Raw genomic sequence first — 14,722 nt, 5'->3', positions numbered from 1 at the left:
ACCTTTAATGTTCTTAATGGGAACAGATTAACCCGTATTTTTCAGGCGTTCTAACTTGGCAGACAACTCCTTAAGCTGTCTTTCCATTTCAATTACTCGCTGTTTTTCTTCAGCGCCTCGCATAAGGTCTCGTCGAACCTCGGGATCTAACTGGTTAAGTAGCTCAAGCATTTTGAGGTCGGCTTGGCTTAGGTTTTGAGTAGCAGGTTCAGCTTCCTTCGATGTGTCATCCCCCTTGCCAGCGAGCAACCAATCTAAAGATACCCCTCTTTCCTCTGCGAGATTTACGCAAATTGAATAAGGCACAGAATCCCGCTTTCTCCAGCTGGCTAAAGTTTGTCTGTTAACGTTCAGTGCCCGAGCCAGCTCACTATCGTTATCGACCTGGAACAGTGACATGAGTCTCAGAAGCACGGCATCAACGGCCTTTTTATTCATTTTAAATAAACCTTGCTTGAGTTATTCATTCTGAATAAGTACACTTATTCATATTGAGTACATCATAACCTAACAGGAACACGGTGCATATGAACAAACAACAAGTTCGGGCACGTCTGATTGAACGCGGTAGTAGCCTGCGCCAGTTCGCGCTTAATGCAGGCTATGAACCGCGAACGGTAACCCAGGCGGTAAGTCGCTGGGCAGGCAAAAGCGAACTCCCCCGAGGTCGTCTGACCTATCGAATTTTGCGCGATCTCTCCGTCGTAATAGGAAAAGAAGTTACCCCTGGCATCCTGAAGGAGGCGTCATGAGTAAACCTAATACATCCAGTTCCGGCGCACGAATCTTGCGCGTCCTTAAAGCGCTGCGCGGTCACGCGCTGAACGGTGTTTCTAACGGTGAACTGGCATCGGCTCTGGGTGAATCCCCCGCCAACATCAACCGGGCGCTAAATACCCTTATCGAAGAAGGGCTGGCGATGAAGCTGGATAACGGGCGCTTTGCCCCTGGAGTACAGCTTTTACAAATCGCCATGGCACACAGCAACGAGATGGCGCGGGCGCAGGATCGTATCAATGAAATTAACCAGCGTGTTATGGCTGGCAGTCGTTAAGGAGTTGAAATGGGACGTACAAAATCACAACCAGCTGAATTCGTGGAAGATGCGCCGTTGAGCGATGGTCTTAATGTTAGTCTTAACGCCATGACCGAACATCGCCTTGAAATCATGCAGCAGTTTGGTGAGGGCCTGCCTTATGAACGCGATCGTATCGTTCATGAGACTCGTTTCTACATGGCACAGAGTGCTGAAGCTATGCTGGAAGCAGGTAAGCGACTGATTATCCTAAAAGAGAATGAACCTCACGGCGACTTTATCAATATTCTTGAGAATGATCTTGGCCTAGAACCTCGGGTTGCACGTCGCATGATGCAGGCCAGCGTAAAATTCTTGGGGAATAGTGATGAACCCCAAAAACGGACAGCGCTGACCGTTTTAGGCAAAACCAAGTTGTATGAGTTGATGGTTCTGGATGACGAAGAACTTGATGCTTTAGCGGATGGTGGAACCGTCGCCGGGGCAACACTTGACGATATTGATCGCATGACCAGCCGCGAACTTAAAGCCGCCCTGCGTGAAGCCCGAGAAACCAACGCAGCGCAGCAGCGTGTTCTTGCCGATAAAAACGAGAAAATCGACGCACTCTCCACAAAGCTGGAGAAAAAATCTCGTATCAAGCCCCCCAAACCAGATGAAGAGGTAAAGAAGATTCGGGCGGAAGTGACAGCAATAGCCACTGAAGCAGAGGCCGCCGTCATTGTCCATCTGTCCAATGCCTTCAGTACGCTTAGTGCCTATTGTGACGAGCATCAGTTGGATATCCCGAAAGACTTTATGTCCGGCCTGGTCTGTCAGGTGGAACGAGGTATTCATGCCCTGCGTGAAACATTCGATCTCGAAGCAGCTCCTACTGGCAACGCCGCCCCCTCATGGCTGACTGACCCAGAACCCCAAATTACCCATAACGCGGGGGAATAACGGATGAGTGCCGCCCTGACTGAACGACTGGTTTCTGTTGCCCGCGCGGCACGTGACGCGGGGCATGGTAAGCGCGGTGCGATATACAACGCCGCCTGCGCTGAACTGGGTATATCCCGCGCCACCCTGCTGCGCAAGCTGAAGGAGGTATCAGTGACTGACAAGCGTAAGAAACGCGCCGATGCCGGACGCAGTGCCCTGAACCGCGACGAAGCCGCGTTGATATCCGCCACGCTGCGCGAGGCCACCCGTAAGAACGGTAAGCGCCTGTATTCCATCGCCGACGCCGTGGAGACCCTGCGGTCAAACGGCTTTATCACAGCAGGAAGAACGGATGAGACGACAGGCGAGTTTTTCCCGTTATCGGAAGATGCCATCAGCCGCGCCCTGCGCAACTATGGTCTACACCCGGAACAGCTGGACGCACCGACCCCGTCCTGCGAAGTGGCCAGCCTGCACCCCAACCACGTCTGGGAAATCGACGCTTCACTTTGTACGTTGTACTACCTGAGCAACGGCCATAAAGGGCTGCAGGTGATGGACAGCGCGAAGTTCTACAAGAACAAGCCTGCCAATATCGCCCGTATCGCCAGTGACCGCGTGTGGAGTTACGAGATTACCGACCATACCAGTGGCTGGATTTACGTTGAGTACGTGATGGGGGCGGAATCAGGTGAAAACCTCTGTTCTGTTCTTATCAACGCCATGCAGGAACGCGGTGGTGCCGATGTGCTGCACGGTGTGCCGAAAATACTCTATCTCGATCCCGGTTCGGCGAACACCGCAGGCATGACGAAAAACATGTGTCGCTCGCTGGGCATCGACCTGATAGCACACAAGCCGCATAACGCCCGCGCCACCGGGCAGGTGGAAAAGGCCCGCGACATTATCGAACGTAAGCTGGAGCCAGGCCTGAAATTCCAGCCGGTTCACAGCCTGGACGAGCTGAACGCGCTGGCCGTTAAATGGCGCAGCCACTTTAACGCCACGGCTGTCCACAGCCGCCACGGTAAAACCCGCACCGATATCTGGCTGAAAATCACCGCTGAACAGCTGAAGAAAGCGCCATCCGTTGAGGTATGCCGAGAACTGGCGGTGGCTGCGCCGGAAAGCCGCAAGGTCACATCAAAACTGCGTGTACCGTTCCGGGGAACTGAATTTGATGTTTCGACGGTGCCGGGCGTACTGGTCGGCGAAAAACTGATGATTACCCGTAACCCATGGCGCAGCGATGTGGCGCAGGTGGTACTGACCGGCGAGGATGGCCACGAGACGTTCTTCCTGGTCGAAGAGGTCAGAAAGAACGAGTTCGGCTTTGCCGAAAGCGCAGCGGTGTTCGGCCAGAACTATAAGGCTCTGCCAGAAACTCCGGCGCAGACGGCGGCAAAAGAGATCGAAGAGCTGGTTACCGGTACGGATAACGCCGCTGACGCAGCTGCCGCACGTAAGGCGAAGGCGCTGCCGTTCGGCGGGCGACTTGATCCGTACAAACATATCGACGACACCACGCTTCCGACCTATATGCCGAAGCGCGGTCAGGCTTCAGACGTGCGCGGGCCACGTATTGAGCAGCGTCCACTGACCCATGTGGAGGCTGCGAAAGCCCTGCGTGAGAAGTTCAGCGCTAGCGGCCATACCTGGACGCCGGAACACTACCGCCAGTTGACAGCGCAATACCCGGATGGCGTACCTGAAGCCGCGCTGGACGACGTGATGACAGCGCTGGCTGGCCCGGCCCGTAACGGCATTATCAGCATCGTTAACGGCAACTGAGGAGGAAAACATGCTGGTACTGAAGCAGCAGCTTAAAGAGGCCCGCATCCCACAGGCGGTGGTGGCAAGAGCCGTCGCCGTCTCTGAGGCCACCCTGGCCCAGATTGTGAACCATAACGAGTGGCCCCGAACCAGCCCGGAGGATGTGCGCCAGCGTCTGGCGTCGTTTCTGGCAAGTAAGGGGATTGATACAGCGAAGAGTTTTGATGCTGCACAGGGCGCTGCCACGCCCCGTACAGCGGGTACTACCAACCTCAGTGAGGAAGAGAACATGTTACTTAAAAAGCAGGTGTTATTTCCAGCAACCAAAAAAGCGTTTGGCCTGTTCCGCGACCCGTTCGCCGATGACGCCATGCAGGGCGCGGACGATGTATTCACCACGCCGGATATCCGCTATGTGCGTGAGGCGTTATATCAGACGGCCCGCCATGGCGGCTTTATGGCGGTTATCGGTGAGTCCGGCGCGGGTAAATCCACGCTGCGCCGCGACCTGATTGAACGCATCAACCGCGAGAACGCGCCGGTGATTGTTATTGAGCCGTACATCATCGCCATGGAAGACAACGACGTGAAGGGCAAAACCCTGAAGGCTGCAGCCATCGCCGAAGCCATCATCAGCACCATCGCGCCACTGGAGAACATCAAGCGCAGCCAGGACGCCCGCTTCCGCCAGCTGCATCGCGTCCTGAAAGACAGCTGTCAGGCAGGCTTCAGTCACGTTCTGGTGATTGAAGAGGCCCACAGCCTGCCCATCCCGACACTGAAGCACCTCAAGCGCTTCTTTGAGCTGGAGTCCGGTTTTAAAAAGCTGCTGTCCATCGTGCTGATTGGCCAGCCCGAACTGGCCACCAAGCTGTCTGAACGCAACATGGAGGTGCGCGAAGTGGTACAGCGCTGTGAGGTGGTGGAACTGCTGCCGCTGGACAACAGTCTGGAAGAGTTTCTGACGTTCAAACTGCAACGCGTCGGTAAACAACTGGCCGACATCATGGACGCCAGTGCGGTGGATGCCATCCGCGCCCGCCTGAGTAACCCTGGCAGCAGCCGCAAGAATCTGGTCAGCCTGCTGTATCCGCTGGCCGTCAGTAACCTGGTGATAGCCGCCATGAATCTGGCCGCTGAAATCGGGGTTCCGCAGGTCAATGCTGACGTTGTTAAGGGAGTTTAACCATGAAATCTATCATCAATATCAACCAGCAGATGAGTAATGTTTGTTCCGCTATTGCGGCGCTTAACGCCATGAATACCACGGTGCAAAGCGTCATGATTGCGGGCAGTAAGCCGGTCATTCGTATTGCTCGCAACGGTTATTGCGCCCGCCTGCTGGAGCAGGGAAAAGCGAGTTATACCCATATGGGGCATGACGGTTCAGGGCGCTTTAAACAGGGCGTCTTCGAATTGCATGGCTGCCGTATTACCTGGTCAGAGTCATTACATTAACCATAAGGTGAACAGAGATGAGTGAAGTAAATAAAGAAGACTATATGAAAGACCGCAAGGGGCGCCTGGTGCCGGTTGACCAGGTGTCTGACTATGACCTTGCGATGGATACTTTCGTTAAGGAACAGGTTGCTGCTGCGAAGGCTAAACGCGATGAGCTTGCCTACTTCAAGCGCCGCGCCTTTGACGAGTGTTATGCCTGGCTTGACCTTGTGGCCGAGAAGTACGGCAGAACGCGTGGGGGTGCCAAAGGCAACGTGACCTTTAGCAGTTTCGACGGTAGCCAGCAGATCACCATTCGCGTACAGGAAACCCTGACCTTCGGGCCAGAGCTGCAGATTGCCAAAGACCTGATTGACGAGTGCGTCACTGAATGGTCTGAGGGCGCGAACGCTAACCTGCGGGCCATCATCAGCGATGCCTTCCAGGTGGATAAAGAGGGCCAGTTGAATACCGGGCGTATCCTTTCCCTGCGCCGGGTCAAAATCCAGGACGAACGCTGGAATAAAGCGATGGAGGCGATATCGGAATCACTGCAGGTAGCGATGTCCAAAACCTATATTAATTTCCGGGAGAAAGATAAAAACGGGAAGCTGGTAAATATTCCGTTAGATATCGCTGCCATCTAATTTTAATTCATTTTCGTTTTATTTCGGCGTCAGCGCCGTGGGCTTCTGCACGCCGAAAACAGCATTGAGGAATAAATCATGTCCATCAAATGTTCCAACTGCAAGAAAGGTATCACCACGCTGAAGTTCAGCGAAGCCAGCATCATCATCTCCGGGAAACAACATGTCCCGGCTGTCCTCATCACGCTGGTATGTCCGCACTGCAGCCAGCACTACTACTCAGAAGTTCCGGCAATGGAATTTATCCCCTGCGAGGCCAAGCAATGATTACTCCGAAGGAAGCCGAAAAGCGTACCCGTGAAATTGTCGCGGAATATATCAGTGTGTGTGGCTGTGAAAACCCAAACCATATTCGACAGGTGTTAATCAAATTAATCAGCATGGCTTCACATGCCATCGTCGCAACCAATGGTCTGGATCAGGCCATTTACGCTCTTCACGCAACCAGTGACCACCTGAGAAAACTACCGCCACTGTATGAACTGGAAATTACTGAGGAAGGCCACGTCAGGATCATCGGCGTATCACGCCATTAATACGGGGAAAGAAGATGAAAGGTATGAAGTTATACAACCGCTCAACGATCTACCATCTGGCCCTGAAAACCTTCGGGCCGGAGGCCCAGGCACTGAAGCTGATGGAAGAGTCTGCTGAACTGGCCGCTGCGGCGGCCCGTAATATGAACGGGCTGGGCAACGAGGTTGACCTGGCTGGTGAGATGGCAGACGTCGAGATCATGATCGAACAGTTCCGTATTAACGGAATGGATAAGCTCATTGACTTCCAGAAGCAGAAAAAGCTGGAACGTCTTGCCGAACGCCTGGGGGTAACTTATGCAGCAGAATAATGAGAAGGTGCTGGAGAAGTTAAAGAAACTGCTGGCGCTGGCTAAATCCGATAACCCCCACGAAGCAGCGCTGGCACTGCAACGCGCCCAGAAGCTGATGCTGGCGTATAACATCACCCAGGATGATTTGGCACTCAGTGATATTGATGAAAGCATCAGCGGCTACTGGGCCGCAGGTAGCGTTAATCCACCTCGTTACATGCTGGGCCTGCTGGGTATTATTCAGGATGCTTTCGGCGTTAAGTCTATTATTCATTCTGGTTTTAAACCCAGCGTCGGCTTTTACGGTAATAAAGACCGGGTTGAACTCGCGTCATATACATGGGAGGTACTGGCCAGACAATTAGTTTCAGCACGTAAAAACTATATCCGACAGCAGAATAAAAGAATCAAAAATACGACCAAAACCAGCCGTGGTGACAAATTTGCTGAAGGCTGGGTGCTGGCTGTAAGTAGAGAGGTTCACCTTTTCGCCATGTCACGGGAGGAGCAGGAACTGGCCAAATTATGGCTGTCCCAGAAATACCCTGATACAGAAACAACAACAGGCCGTAAAACCGGGAAATCCCGTGACTCGGACATGTCCCGCCACCTGGGTTACAAAGAGGGGAAAAACGTCCGACTGCATCAGCCGGTTAACGGCCAGGAACGGCAGAAACTGGGGGCGGCTTATGATGGCTGAAACTATTGTGTGTGGCCTGTTCTGGTATTGTTTTGTGGGCTGGTGTACGGCTGAATTGCACCGCCATACCGGCTTTTATTCACGATACAGCGGTGCCTGGTGCTGGATTAGTTGGGCCGTTATATTCCTGTGCTGGCCTGTAGCCCTTCCTCTGTATGTTGACTATATCGGTGGTACCGGTAAAAGGAGTGGCGATAATGAATAAACAGCGTCTTATCCAACTCATTCATATTGCCCGCAATGACCTCCAGATGGATGAGGACACCTACCGCCAGATGCTACAGGGCCTGACGGGAAAAGCCTCAACAAAGGGCATGGACATGACCCAGCTTAACCGCGTACTGGAATCCATGAAGAAGAAAGGGTTCCGTATTAAGCCTGCCGGGAAAGCGAAGTCCGGGATACCGCTGGATAGCCACCCTCAGTCGAAGAAAATCCGGGCGCTATGGCTGGAAATGGCCGACGCGGGGGTTATCCGTGACCGTTCGGAAAAGGCGCTGACGCTTTGGGTTAAACGGGAAACGGGCATCAACGCGTTACGCTGGCTCAACGCTGAGCAGGCCAGCAGCGTGATTGAAAAGCTGAAGAAGTGGCAACGCAGGGCTACGGGGGCAAAGCGATGAGCGACATGAGTCAGTTTCGTAGCAAGGGGCCAGAGCTGCTGGTTGAGCTGGCACAACACACCTCAGAGACCGTCCGCGAGATTATTGATATTGATCCCGCCGTTTCCGACCAGATTGGTCAGGCGGTTGCTAACCGCATGATGCAGGTCTGGGGCGGGCAGAACGTCTATTTTCCGATGGGGATGGTCTGGAAGGTCAGCCAGCGCGATCGGGAAATTTTCCAGGAGTTCGACGGGCGCAACCACCACGAGCTGGCCCGCAAGTATGGCGTTTCGCTGCAGTGGATTTACAGCGTGGTCAAGCGGGTAAAGAAAGAAGAACTGGATCGGATGCAGGGTAAGCTGTTTGATGGTGAACCTGATGCCGATACGGGGAAAAAGGGGTAACATCTGCAATCAGGCTGGTGCGAGTGCTGTTTTTTTCGGGCCGGTCTGATTTTCACATACTGTAAGGCTATTGCATAAACCATCCAGTCTCTTCCCACATCGACCCGGTTCTTCCCACAATTATCTCACTCGTTCCCTGTCATTTATCTCATGTCTAATCAGCGGATATCGCATAGTTCGGCTCATAAACGTAGTCACCGTTCGCTGAGATGGTCAGCTTACCGTACAGCCCATCAATCACCGTAGCGCCGGAGGCGTTAACCGCATAGCTGACGACGCTGCCGTCCGCGCCGGTAACCGAAACCGAGGTTACCAGGGTCTGCGCCGGATGCGGAACGCCGTCCTGGCCGGAGAGGGCGTCAACGTCATTCATCACATTGCCAGCGGCGGTTTTGTAAGTGGTAATGGTCGGTTCAGCCGCCAACTGGTAAATCGTCTCCTGGGTGGCGATACTCATGTTGGTGCCGAGGTTCAGGCCGCCAATGCTGAGCTCCAGACGGTAGTCGCCCGCCGTCAGGCCCGGCAGCGTAATGTCCGAGGTCTGCACGCCGAGGCCGAACATGCCGAACAGGTTGCTGGCGCCGTTAGAGGTGAGCGCTTCCCACTGTCCGGTGCTGGAGTTGTACTTACTCAGGGTCAGCGTGGTTGAGCTGAAGATGTTAAGCAGCGCGGAGCTGGTTGCCTGTACGTAGAGGTCGACAACGGTGCCGTCATTGACGTGGAAGGTGTGGGTACCGCTGTTAACCACGTTACCCTCAGCGCCTTGCTCCGTTGGCCAGGTAAAGCCGATCGCCGCTTCGGTATTGATGTTGTCCGCTGCGGCAAAGGTCACCGAAGCCACTTCCATTGTCAGGGATTCCGACGGGGCGCTGGTGTTGCCAGCCGCATCGGAAACGGTGAAGTGGATGTCGTGCCCGCCATCGCTTAACCCTTCCTCAGTGGTGAACTGCCAGGCGCCGTTCGCGTCCACGGTCGTTTGACCAATCACCCGATCGCCGTCGTAAACGGTAACCGTTGTGCCGGCTTCCAGCTTGTTGCCGCTGAAGGTCAGTACGCTGTCGGCCTGGGTCGCACTGGCGGTGACATCTTCGCCCGCTTCGTTGCTAATAACCACGCTGGAGAGATCGACGCCGTCTGGCGCAACGGTATCAACCGTTACCGCTACCGGTGCCGATTCTCCTCTGCTGTTGCCAGCGGCATCAGCCACTTCATAAGTCAGGCTGTGTTCACCTTCTGCCAGCGTTTTTGCCGGGGTGACGGTCCAGTTGCCCTGATCGTCCACCGTTACTCTGGCGATTTCGCTGCCTTTATCACGTACGATTACCGTACTTCCCGGCTCTGCATCGCTGCCGCTGAGCGTCGGCGTGGCGTCGTTGATTGGGCTACCGATATCAAGCGTCTCGCCCGCATCGTTAGTTATCACGACGTTGGCCGGATCGATCGCCTCTGGCGCATCGCTGTCGACCGTCAGCGTAACCGTTTCGGACTCGCCGCTACCGTTGCCTGCCGCATCCACCGCTTCCCAGGTCAGGCTGTGTTCGCCGTCGGTCAGTGGCTGTTCTGCGGTAACAGACCAGTTGCCGTTTTCATCCACCACGGTGGAAGCGATAACGTTGCCGTTATCACGCACGACTACCGTACTGCCTGGCTCAGCGTCGCTGCCGCTGAAGGTCGGCGTGGCGTCTTTGACCGGGCTGTCGGCATTGAGGGTTGTGCCGCTGTCATTGGTTATCGCGACTTTGGATGAATCAATTCCCACTGGCGCATCGGTATCAACCGTTATCGCAACCGGCGCAGATTGACCGCTACTGTTGCCTGCGGCATCAACCATTTCCAGGGTCAGGCTGTGCTCGCCGTCGGTCAGCGGTTGTTCCGGGGTGACGGACCAGTTGCCATTGCTATCCACCACGGCAGAGCCGATAGCGGTGCCGTTATCGTAAACGTTCACCGTGCTGCCCGGTTCAGCGCCGCTGCCGCTGAGTGTTGGGGTGGCATCGTTGATCGGGCTACCGGCATTAAGCGTATCGCCCGCGTCGTTGGTCATCACGACCGCAGACGAGTCGATACCTTCTGGCGCAGTGGTATCAATGTTAAGAGTAACATCGCTGCTGTTCAGCGAACCATCCGGACTGGTGATCTCAGTGGTGATGGTGTGCTCACCGTCGGCCAGCGGCTGCTCCGGTGTGACGGACCAGTTACCGTCCTCGTCGACAACAGCGGAACCGATAACGGTATTACCTTCCTTAATGACCACTTCCGCGCCCGGCTGCTCACCGCTGCCGCCGAAGGTCGGGGTGTTGTCATTCGTGGTGGCGCCGTCGGCGATGGGGTTGCCCTCATCGTCGGTCATCTGCGGCGGGGTAACCGGCTGCGGTTCAGCGCCGGTATCGACAACCAGGGTGGTGTCGCTGCTGGTCTGCGAGCCATCCGGACTGGTGATCTCGGTGGTGATGGTGTGTTCCCCGTCGGCCAGCGGTTGCTCCGGGGTTATGGACCAGTTGCCCTGATCGTCGACCACGGCCTCGCCGATGACGGTGTTGCCGTCCTTGATAACCACCTGCGCGCCCGGCTGCTCGCCGCTGCCGCCGAAGGTCGGGGTGTTGTCACTGGTGGTGGCGCCGTCGGCAATGGTGTTGCCCTCGTCGTCGGTCATCTGCGGCGGAGTGCCCGGCTCTGGTTGTGGCTCAGGTTCAGGTTGTGGCTCCGGCTGCGGTTCAGCGCTGGTATCGACAACCAGGGTGGTGTCGCTGCTGGTCTGCGAGCCGTCCGGACTGGTGATCTCGGTGGTGATGGTGTGCTCACCATCGGCCAGCGGCTGCTCCGGGGTGACGGACCAGTTGCCCTGGTCGTCGACCACGGCTTCGCCGATGACGGTGTTGCCGTCCTTGATAACCACCTGCGCACCCGGCTGCTCACCGCTGCCGCCGAAGGTCGGGGTGTTGTCACTGGTGGTGGCGCCGTCGGCGATGGGGTTGCCCTCATCGTCGGTCATCTGCGGCGGAGTGCCCGGCTCTGGCTGTGGCTCAGGTTCAGGCTGCGGTTCAGCGCTGGTATCGACAACCAGGGTGGTGTCGCTGCTGGTCTGGGAACCATCCGGGCTGGTGATCTCGGTGGTGATGGTGTGCTCACCGTCGGCCAGCGGCTGCTCCGGGGTGACGGACCAGTTGCCCTGGTCGTCGACCACGGCTTCGCCGATAACGGTGTTGCCGTCCTTGATAACCACTTCAGCGCCCGGCTGCTCGCCGCTGCCGCCGAAGGTCGGGGTGTTGTCATTCGTGGTGGCGCCGTCGGCGATGGTGTTGCCCTCGTCGTCGGTCATCTGCGGCGGAGTGCCCGGCTCTGGTTGTGGCTCAGGTTCCGGCTGCGGCTCGGGTTGAGGCTCCGGCTGCGGTTCAGCGCTGGTATCAACAACCAGGGTGGTGTCGCTGCTGGTCTGCGAGCCGTCCGGACTGGTGATCTCGGTGGTGATGGTGTGTTCCCCGTCGGCCAGCGGTTGCTCCGGGGTTATGGACCAGTTGCCCTGATCGTCGACCACGGCTTCGCCGATAACGGTGTTGCCGTCCTTGATAACCACCTGCGCACCCGGCTGCTCACCGCTGCCGCCGAAGGTCGGGGTGTTATCACTGGTGGTGGCGCCGTCGGCGATGGGGTTGCCCTCGTCGTCGGTCATCTGCGGCGGAGTGCCCGGCTCTGGTTGTGGCTCAGGTTCAGGCTGCGGCTCGGGTTGAGGCTGCGGCTGCGGTTCAGCGCTGGTATCGACAACCAGGGTGGTGTCGCTGCTGGTCTGGGATCCATCCGGACTGGTGATCTCGGTGGTGATGGTGTGTTCACCATCGGCCAGCGGCTGCTCCGGGTGACGGACCAGTTGCCCTGGTCGTCGACCACGGCCTCGCCGATGACGGTGTTGCCGTCCTTGATAACCACCTGCGCACCCGGCTGCTCGCCGCTGCCGCCGAAGGTCGGGGTGTTGTCATTCGTGGTGGCGCCGTCGGCGATAGGGTTGCCCTCATCGTCGGTCATCTGCGGCGGAGTGCCCGGCTCTGGTTGTGGCTCAGGTTCAGGCTGCGGCTCGGGTTGAGGCTCCGGCTGCGGTTCAGCGCTGGTATCGACAACCAGAGTGGTGTCGCTGCTGGTCTGCGAGCCGTCCGGACTGGTGATCTCGGTGGTGATGGTGTGCTCACCGTCGGCCAGCGGCTGCTCCGGTGTGATGGACCAGTTGCCCTGATCGTCGACCACGGCTTCGCCGATGACGGTGTTGCCGTCCTTGATAACCACCTGCGCACCCGGCTGCTCACCGCTGCCGTCGAAGGTAGGGGTGTTGTCACTGGTGGTGGCGCCGTCGGCAATGGTGTTGCCTTCATCGTCGGTCATCTGTGGAGGAGTGCCCGGCTGCGGTTCCGGCTCGGGTTGAGGTTCCGGCTGCGGTTCAGCGCCGGTATCGACAACCAGGGTGGTGTCGTTACTGGTCTGGGATCCATCCGGACTGGTGATCTCGGTGGTGATGGTGTGCTCACCGTCGGCCAGCGGCTGCTCCGGGGTGATGGACCAGTTGCCTTCGTCATCCACCACGGTTTCGCCGATCACGGTGTCGCCGTCCTTGATAACCACTTCAGCGCCCGGCTGCTCGCCGCTGCCGCCGAAGGTCGGGGTATTGTCACTGGTGGTGGCGCCGTCGGCGATAGGGTTGCCCTCATCGTCGGTCATCTGCGGCGGAGTGCCCGGCTGTGGCTCAGGCTGCGGTTCCGGCTGCGGTTCAGCGCCGGTATCGACAACCAGAGTGGTGTCGCTGTTGCTCTGCGAGCCGTCCGGATTGGTGATCTCGGTGGTAATGTTATGCTCGCCGTCGTCCAGCGGTTTCTCAGGGGTGATGCTCCAGTTGCCGTTCTCATCAACGATGGTTTCGCCGATGACGGTGTCGCCGTCCTTGATAACCACTTCAGCGCCCGGCTGCTCGCCGCTGCCGCTCAGCGTCGGGGTGTTGTCATTGGTGGTGGTGCCGTCGGCGATAGGGTTTCCTTCATCGTCGGTCATCTGCGGCGGAGTGCCCGGCTGTGGCTCAGGCTGCGGTTCCGGCTGTGGCTCAGCGCCGGTATCGACAACCAGAGTGGTGTCGCTGTTGCTCTGCGACCCGTCCGGATTGGTGATCTCGGTGGTAATGTCGTGCTGACCGTCGTCCAGCGGCTGCTCCGGGGTGATGCTCCAGTTGCCGTTCTCATCAACGATGGTTTCGCCGATGACGGTGTCGCCGTCCTTGATAACCACTTCAGCGCCCGGCTGCTCACCGCTGCCGCTCAGCGTCGGGGTATTGTCATTCGTGGTGGCACCGTCGGCGATGGTGTTGCCCTCATCGTCGGTCATCTGCGGCGGAGTGCCCGGCTCTGGTTGTGGCTCGGGTTCAGGCTGTGGCTCGGGTTCAGGCTGCGGCTCGGGTTCAGGCTGCGGCTCGGGTTCAGGCTGCGGCTCGGGTTCAGGCTGCGGCTCGGGTTCAGGCTGTGGCTCGGGTTCAGGCTGTGGCTCGGGTTCAGGTTGTGGCTCGGGTTTAGGTTGTGGCTCGGGTTCAGGCTGTGGCTCAGGTTCTGGTTGCGGCTGCGGTTTTTCGCCAGCGCCGGTATCGACAACAATCGTCGTATCGTTATTGCTCTGCGAGCCGTCCGGATTGGTGATCTCGGTGGTAATGGTATGCTCGCCGTCGTCCAGCGGTTTCTCAGGGGTGATACTCCAGTTGCCGTTCTCGTCAACGATGGTTTCGCCGATCACGGTGTCGCCGTCCTTGATAACCACTTCAGCGCCCGGCTGCTCGCCGCTGCCGCTCAGCGTCGGGGTGTTGTCATTGGTGGTGGCACCGTCGGCGACGGGGTTGCCGTTATTATCGGTCATCAGCGGCGGGGTGCCGTTATTGCCCGGTTTTACACCGGTTCCGGTATCAACATCAGAAGCGTTGTCTCTGTTGCTGTGCGAGTTATGACTTGAGTTAAGGGCAACGCCTGCTGATATGGCGCCCACCGCAACTGCGCCGATGCCAAGCAGCATATTGGTACTGCTTTCTGCCACCACGCTCTCTTCGACGAATCCGGGGAGGGAATAAACGCCGGTACTGGTATCCAGCGCATACGTATAGGTTCCCGTCTCACCCATGGTGGTGACGGGCGGCATTTGCTCCGGAGCCATATTTTCAATAACGACGTCATAGCTGACGCTGCCTTCATCGACAATATGAAGTTCTGTCGCATCACCAGCTTTCTGCGCCTTAAAATATTTAATGGTGCGGCCAGAGCTGTTTTGCAATTCAAAGGAGGTCCCGGGAGGAGGAGCATCTAAGTACAGAGGATGCTGTTTCTCTAACACATATTTTGAAACCAACTTC

General features: G+C 57.2%; 17 protein-coding genes. 14 read left to right on the top strand and 3 right to left on the bottom strand.

The annotated features are described in order from the left end of the window. Positions 1-27: 27 nt before the first annotated feature. Entirely contained in the window at positions 28-438 is a 411-nt protein-coding gene (locus K7R23_RS21795) for a helix-turn-helix domain-containing protein (RefSeq protein ID WP_012905258.1), read from the bottom strand. 89 nt (positions 439-527) lie between these two features. Between K7R23_RS21795 and K7R23_RS21790 the strand changes: the two genes are divergently transcribed. The 14 genes from K7R23_RS21790 (at position 528) to K7R23_RS21725 (ending at position 8,358) form a co-directional block, all read left to right on the top strand. Beyond that, a complete protein-coding gene (locus tag K7R23_RS21790) occupies positions 528-752 on the top strand; it encodes a helix-turn-helix domain-containing protein (RefSeq protein WP_012905259.1) in 225 nt (74 codons plus the stop codon). Then, positions 749-1,054, top strand: coding sequence for a helix-turn-helix domain-containing protein (locus K7R23_RS21785; RefSeq protein WP_012905260.1), 306 nt, complete (start codon positions 749-751; stop codon positions 1,052-1,054). The genes K7R23_RS21790 and K7R23_RS21785 overlap by 4 nt, the downstream gene beginning before the upstream one ends. 9 nt (positions 1,055-1,063) lie before the next feature. Continuing rightward, the gene (locus K7R23_RS21780; protein WP_012905261.1) at positions 1,064-1,978 is read left to right on the top strand and encodes a DUF3102 domain-containing protein; all 915 of its coding nucleotides are present in this window, start codon (positions 1,064-1,066) and stop codon (positions 1,976-1,978) included. Positions 1,979-1,981: 3 nt separating this feature from the next. Further along, a complete protein-coding gene (locus K7R23_RS21775) occupies positions 1,982-3,751 on the top strand; it encodes an integrase catalytic domain-containing protein (protein ID WP_012905262.1) in 1,770 nt (589 codons plus the stop codon). Positions 3,752-3,761: 10 nt separating this feature from the next. Further along, positions 3,762-4,919: an ExeA family protein gene (locus tag K7R23_RS21770; RefSeq protein WP_012905263.1), complete on the top strand. Its 1,158-nt coding sequence runs from the start codon at positions 3,762-3,764 to the stop codon at positions 4,917-4,919. Between the two features lie 2 nt (positions 4,920-4,921). Further along, positions 4,922-5,191 carry a hypothetical protein gene (locus tag K7R23_RS21765; RefSeq protein WP_012905264.1) on the top strand — a complete coding sequence of 90 codons (270 nt, stop codon included), beginning with the start codon at positions 4,922-4,924 and terminating at the stop codon, positions 5,189-5,191. Positions 5,192-5,208: 17 nt separating this feature from the next. Further along, positions 5,209-5,820: a DUF3164 family protein gene (locus K7R23_RS21760; protein WP_012905265.1), complete on the top strand. Its 612-nt coding sequence runs from the start codon at positions 5,209-5,211 to the stop codon at positions 5,818-5,820. A gap of 78 nt (positions 5,821-5,898) precedes the next feature. Continuing rightward, on the top strand, positions 5,899-6,087 hold the full coding sequence (locus K7R23_RS21755; protein WP_024132571.1) for a hypothetical protein: 189 nt from the start codon (positions 5,899-5,901) through the stop codon (positions 6,085-6,087). Beyond that, positions 6,084-6,356, top strand: coding sequence for a hypothetical protein (locus K7R23_RS21750; protein WP_024132572.1), 273 nt, complete (start codon positions 6,084-6,086; stop codon positions 6,354-6,356). The genes K7R23_RS21755 and K7R23_RS21750 overlap by 4 nt, the downstream gene beginning before the upstream one ends. A gap of 14 nt (positions 6,357-6,370) precedes the next feature. Beyond that, a complete protein-coding gene (locus K7R23_RS21745; protein ID WP_012905267.1) occupies positions 6,371-6,667 on the top strand; it encodes a nucleoside triphosphate pyrophosphohydrolase family protein in 297 nt (98 codons plus the stop codon). Next, entirely contained in the window at positions 6,654-7,349 is a 696-nt protein-coding gene (locus tag K7R23_RS21740) for a DUF2786 domain-containing protein (RefSeq protein ID WP_012905268.1), read from the top strand. The genes K7R23_RS21745 and K7R23_RS21740 overlap by 14 nt, the downstream gene beginning before the upstream one ends. Then, positions 7,339-7,554 carry a hypothetical protein gene (locus K7R23_RS21735; RefSeq protein WP_012905269.1) on the top strand — a complete coding sequence of 72 codons (216 nt, stop codon included), beginning with the start codon at positions 7,339-7,341 and terminating at the stop codon, positions 7,552-7,554. Before K7R23_RS21740 ends, K7R23_RS21735 begins: the two co-directional genes overlap by 11 nt. After that, positions 7,547-7,972 carry a gp16 family protein gene (locus K7R23_RS21730; RefSeq protein WP_012905270.1) on the top strand — a complete coding sequence of 142 codons (426 nt, stop codon included), beginning with the start codon at positions 7,547-7,549 and terminating at the stop codon, positions 7,970-7,972. Before K7R23_RS21735 ends, K7R23_RS21730 begins: the two co-directional genes overlap by 8 nt. Continuing rightward, complete coding sequence (locus tag K7R23_RS21725; protein WP_012905271.1) at positions 7,969-8,358, top strand: Mor transcription activator family protein; 390 nt, start codon at positions 7,969-7,971, stop codon at positions 8,356-8,358. Before K7R23_RS21730 ends, K7R23_RS21725 begins: the two co-directional genes overlap by 4 nt. 154 nt (positions 8,359-8,512) lie before the next feature. Here the strand turns inward: K7R23_RS21725 and K7R23_RS21720 are convergent, their stop codons facing one another. Next, complete coding sequence (locus K7R23_RS21720; protein WP_232796091.1) at positions 8,513-12,028, bottom strand: Ig-like domain-containing protein; 3,516 nt, start codon at positions 12,026-12,028, stop codon at positions 8,513-8,515. Continuing rightward, entirely contained in the window at positions 12,025-14,643 is a 2,619-nt protein-coding gene (locus tag K7R23_RS21715; protein ID WP_232796090.1) for an Ig-like domain-containing protein, read from the bottom strand. The genes K7R23_RS21720 and K7R23_RS21715 overlap by 4 nt, the downstream gene beginning before the upstream one ends. Between the last annotated feature and the right edge of the window lie 79 nt (positions 14,644-14,722).

The organism is Citrobacter rodentium NBRC 105723 = DSM 16636, assembly GCF_021278985.1.
Lineage (GTDB): Bacteria > Pseudomonadota > Gammaproteobacteria > Enterobacterales > Enterobacteriaceae > Citrobacter_A > Citrobacter_A rodentium.
Note: the sequence above shows the minus strand (reverse complement) of the source record. Positions and strands in the feature narration are given on the sequence as shown.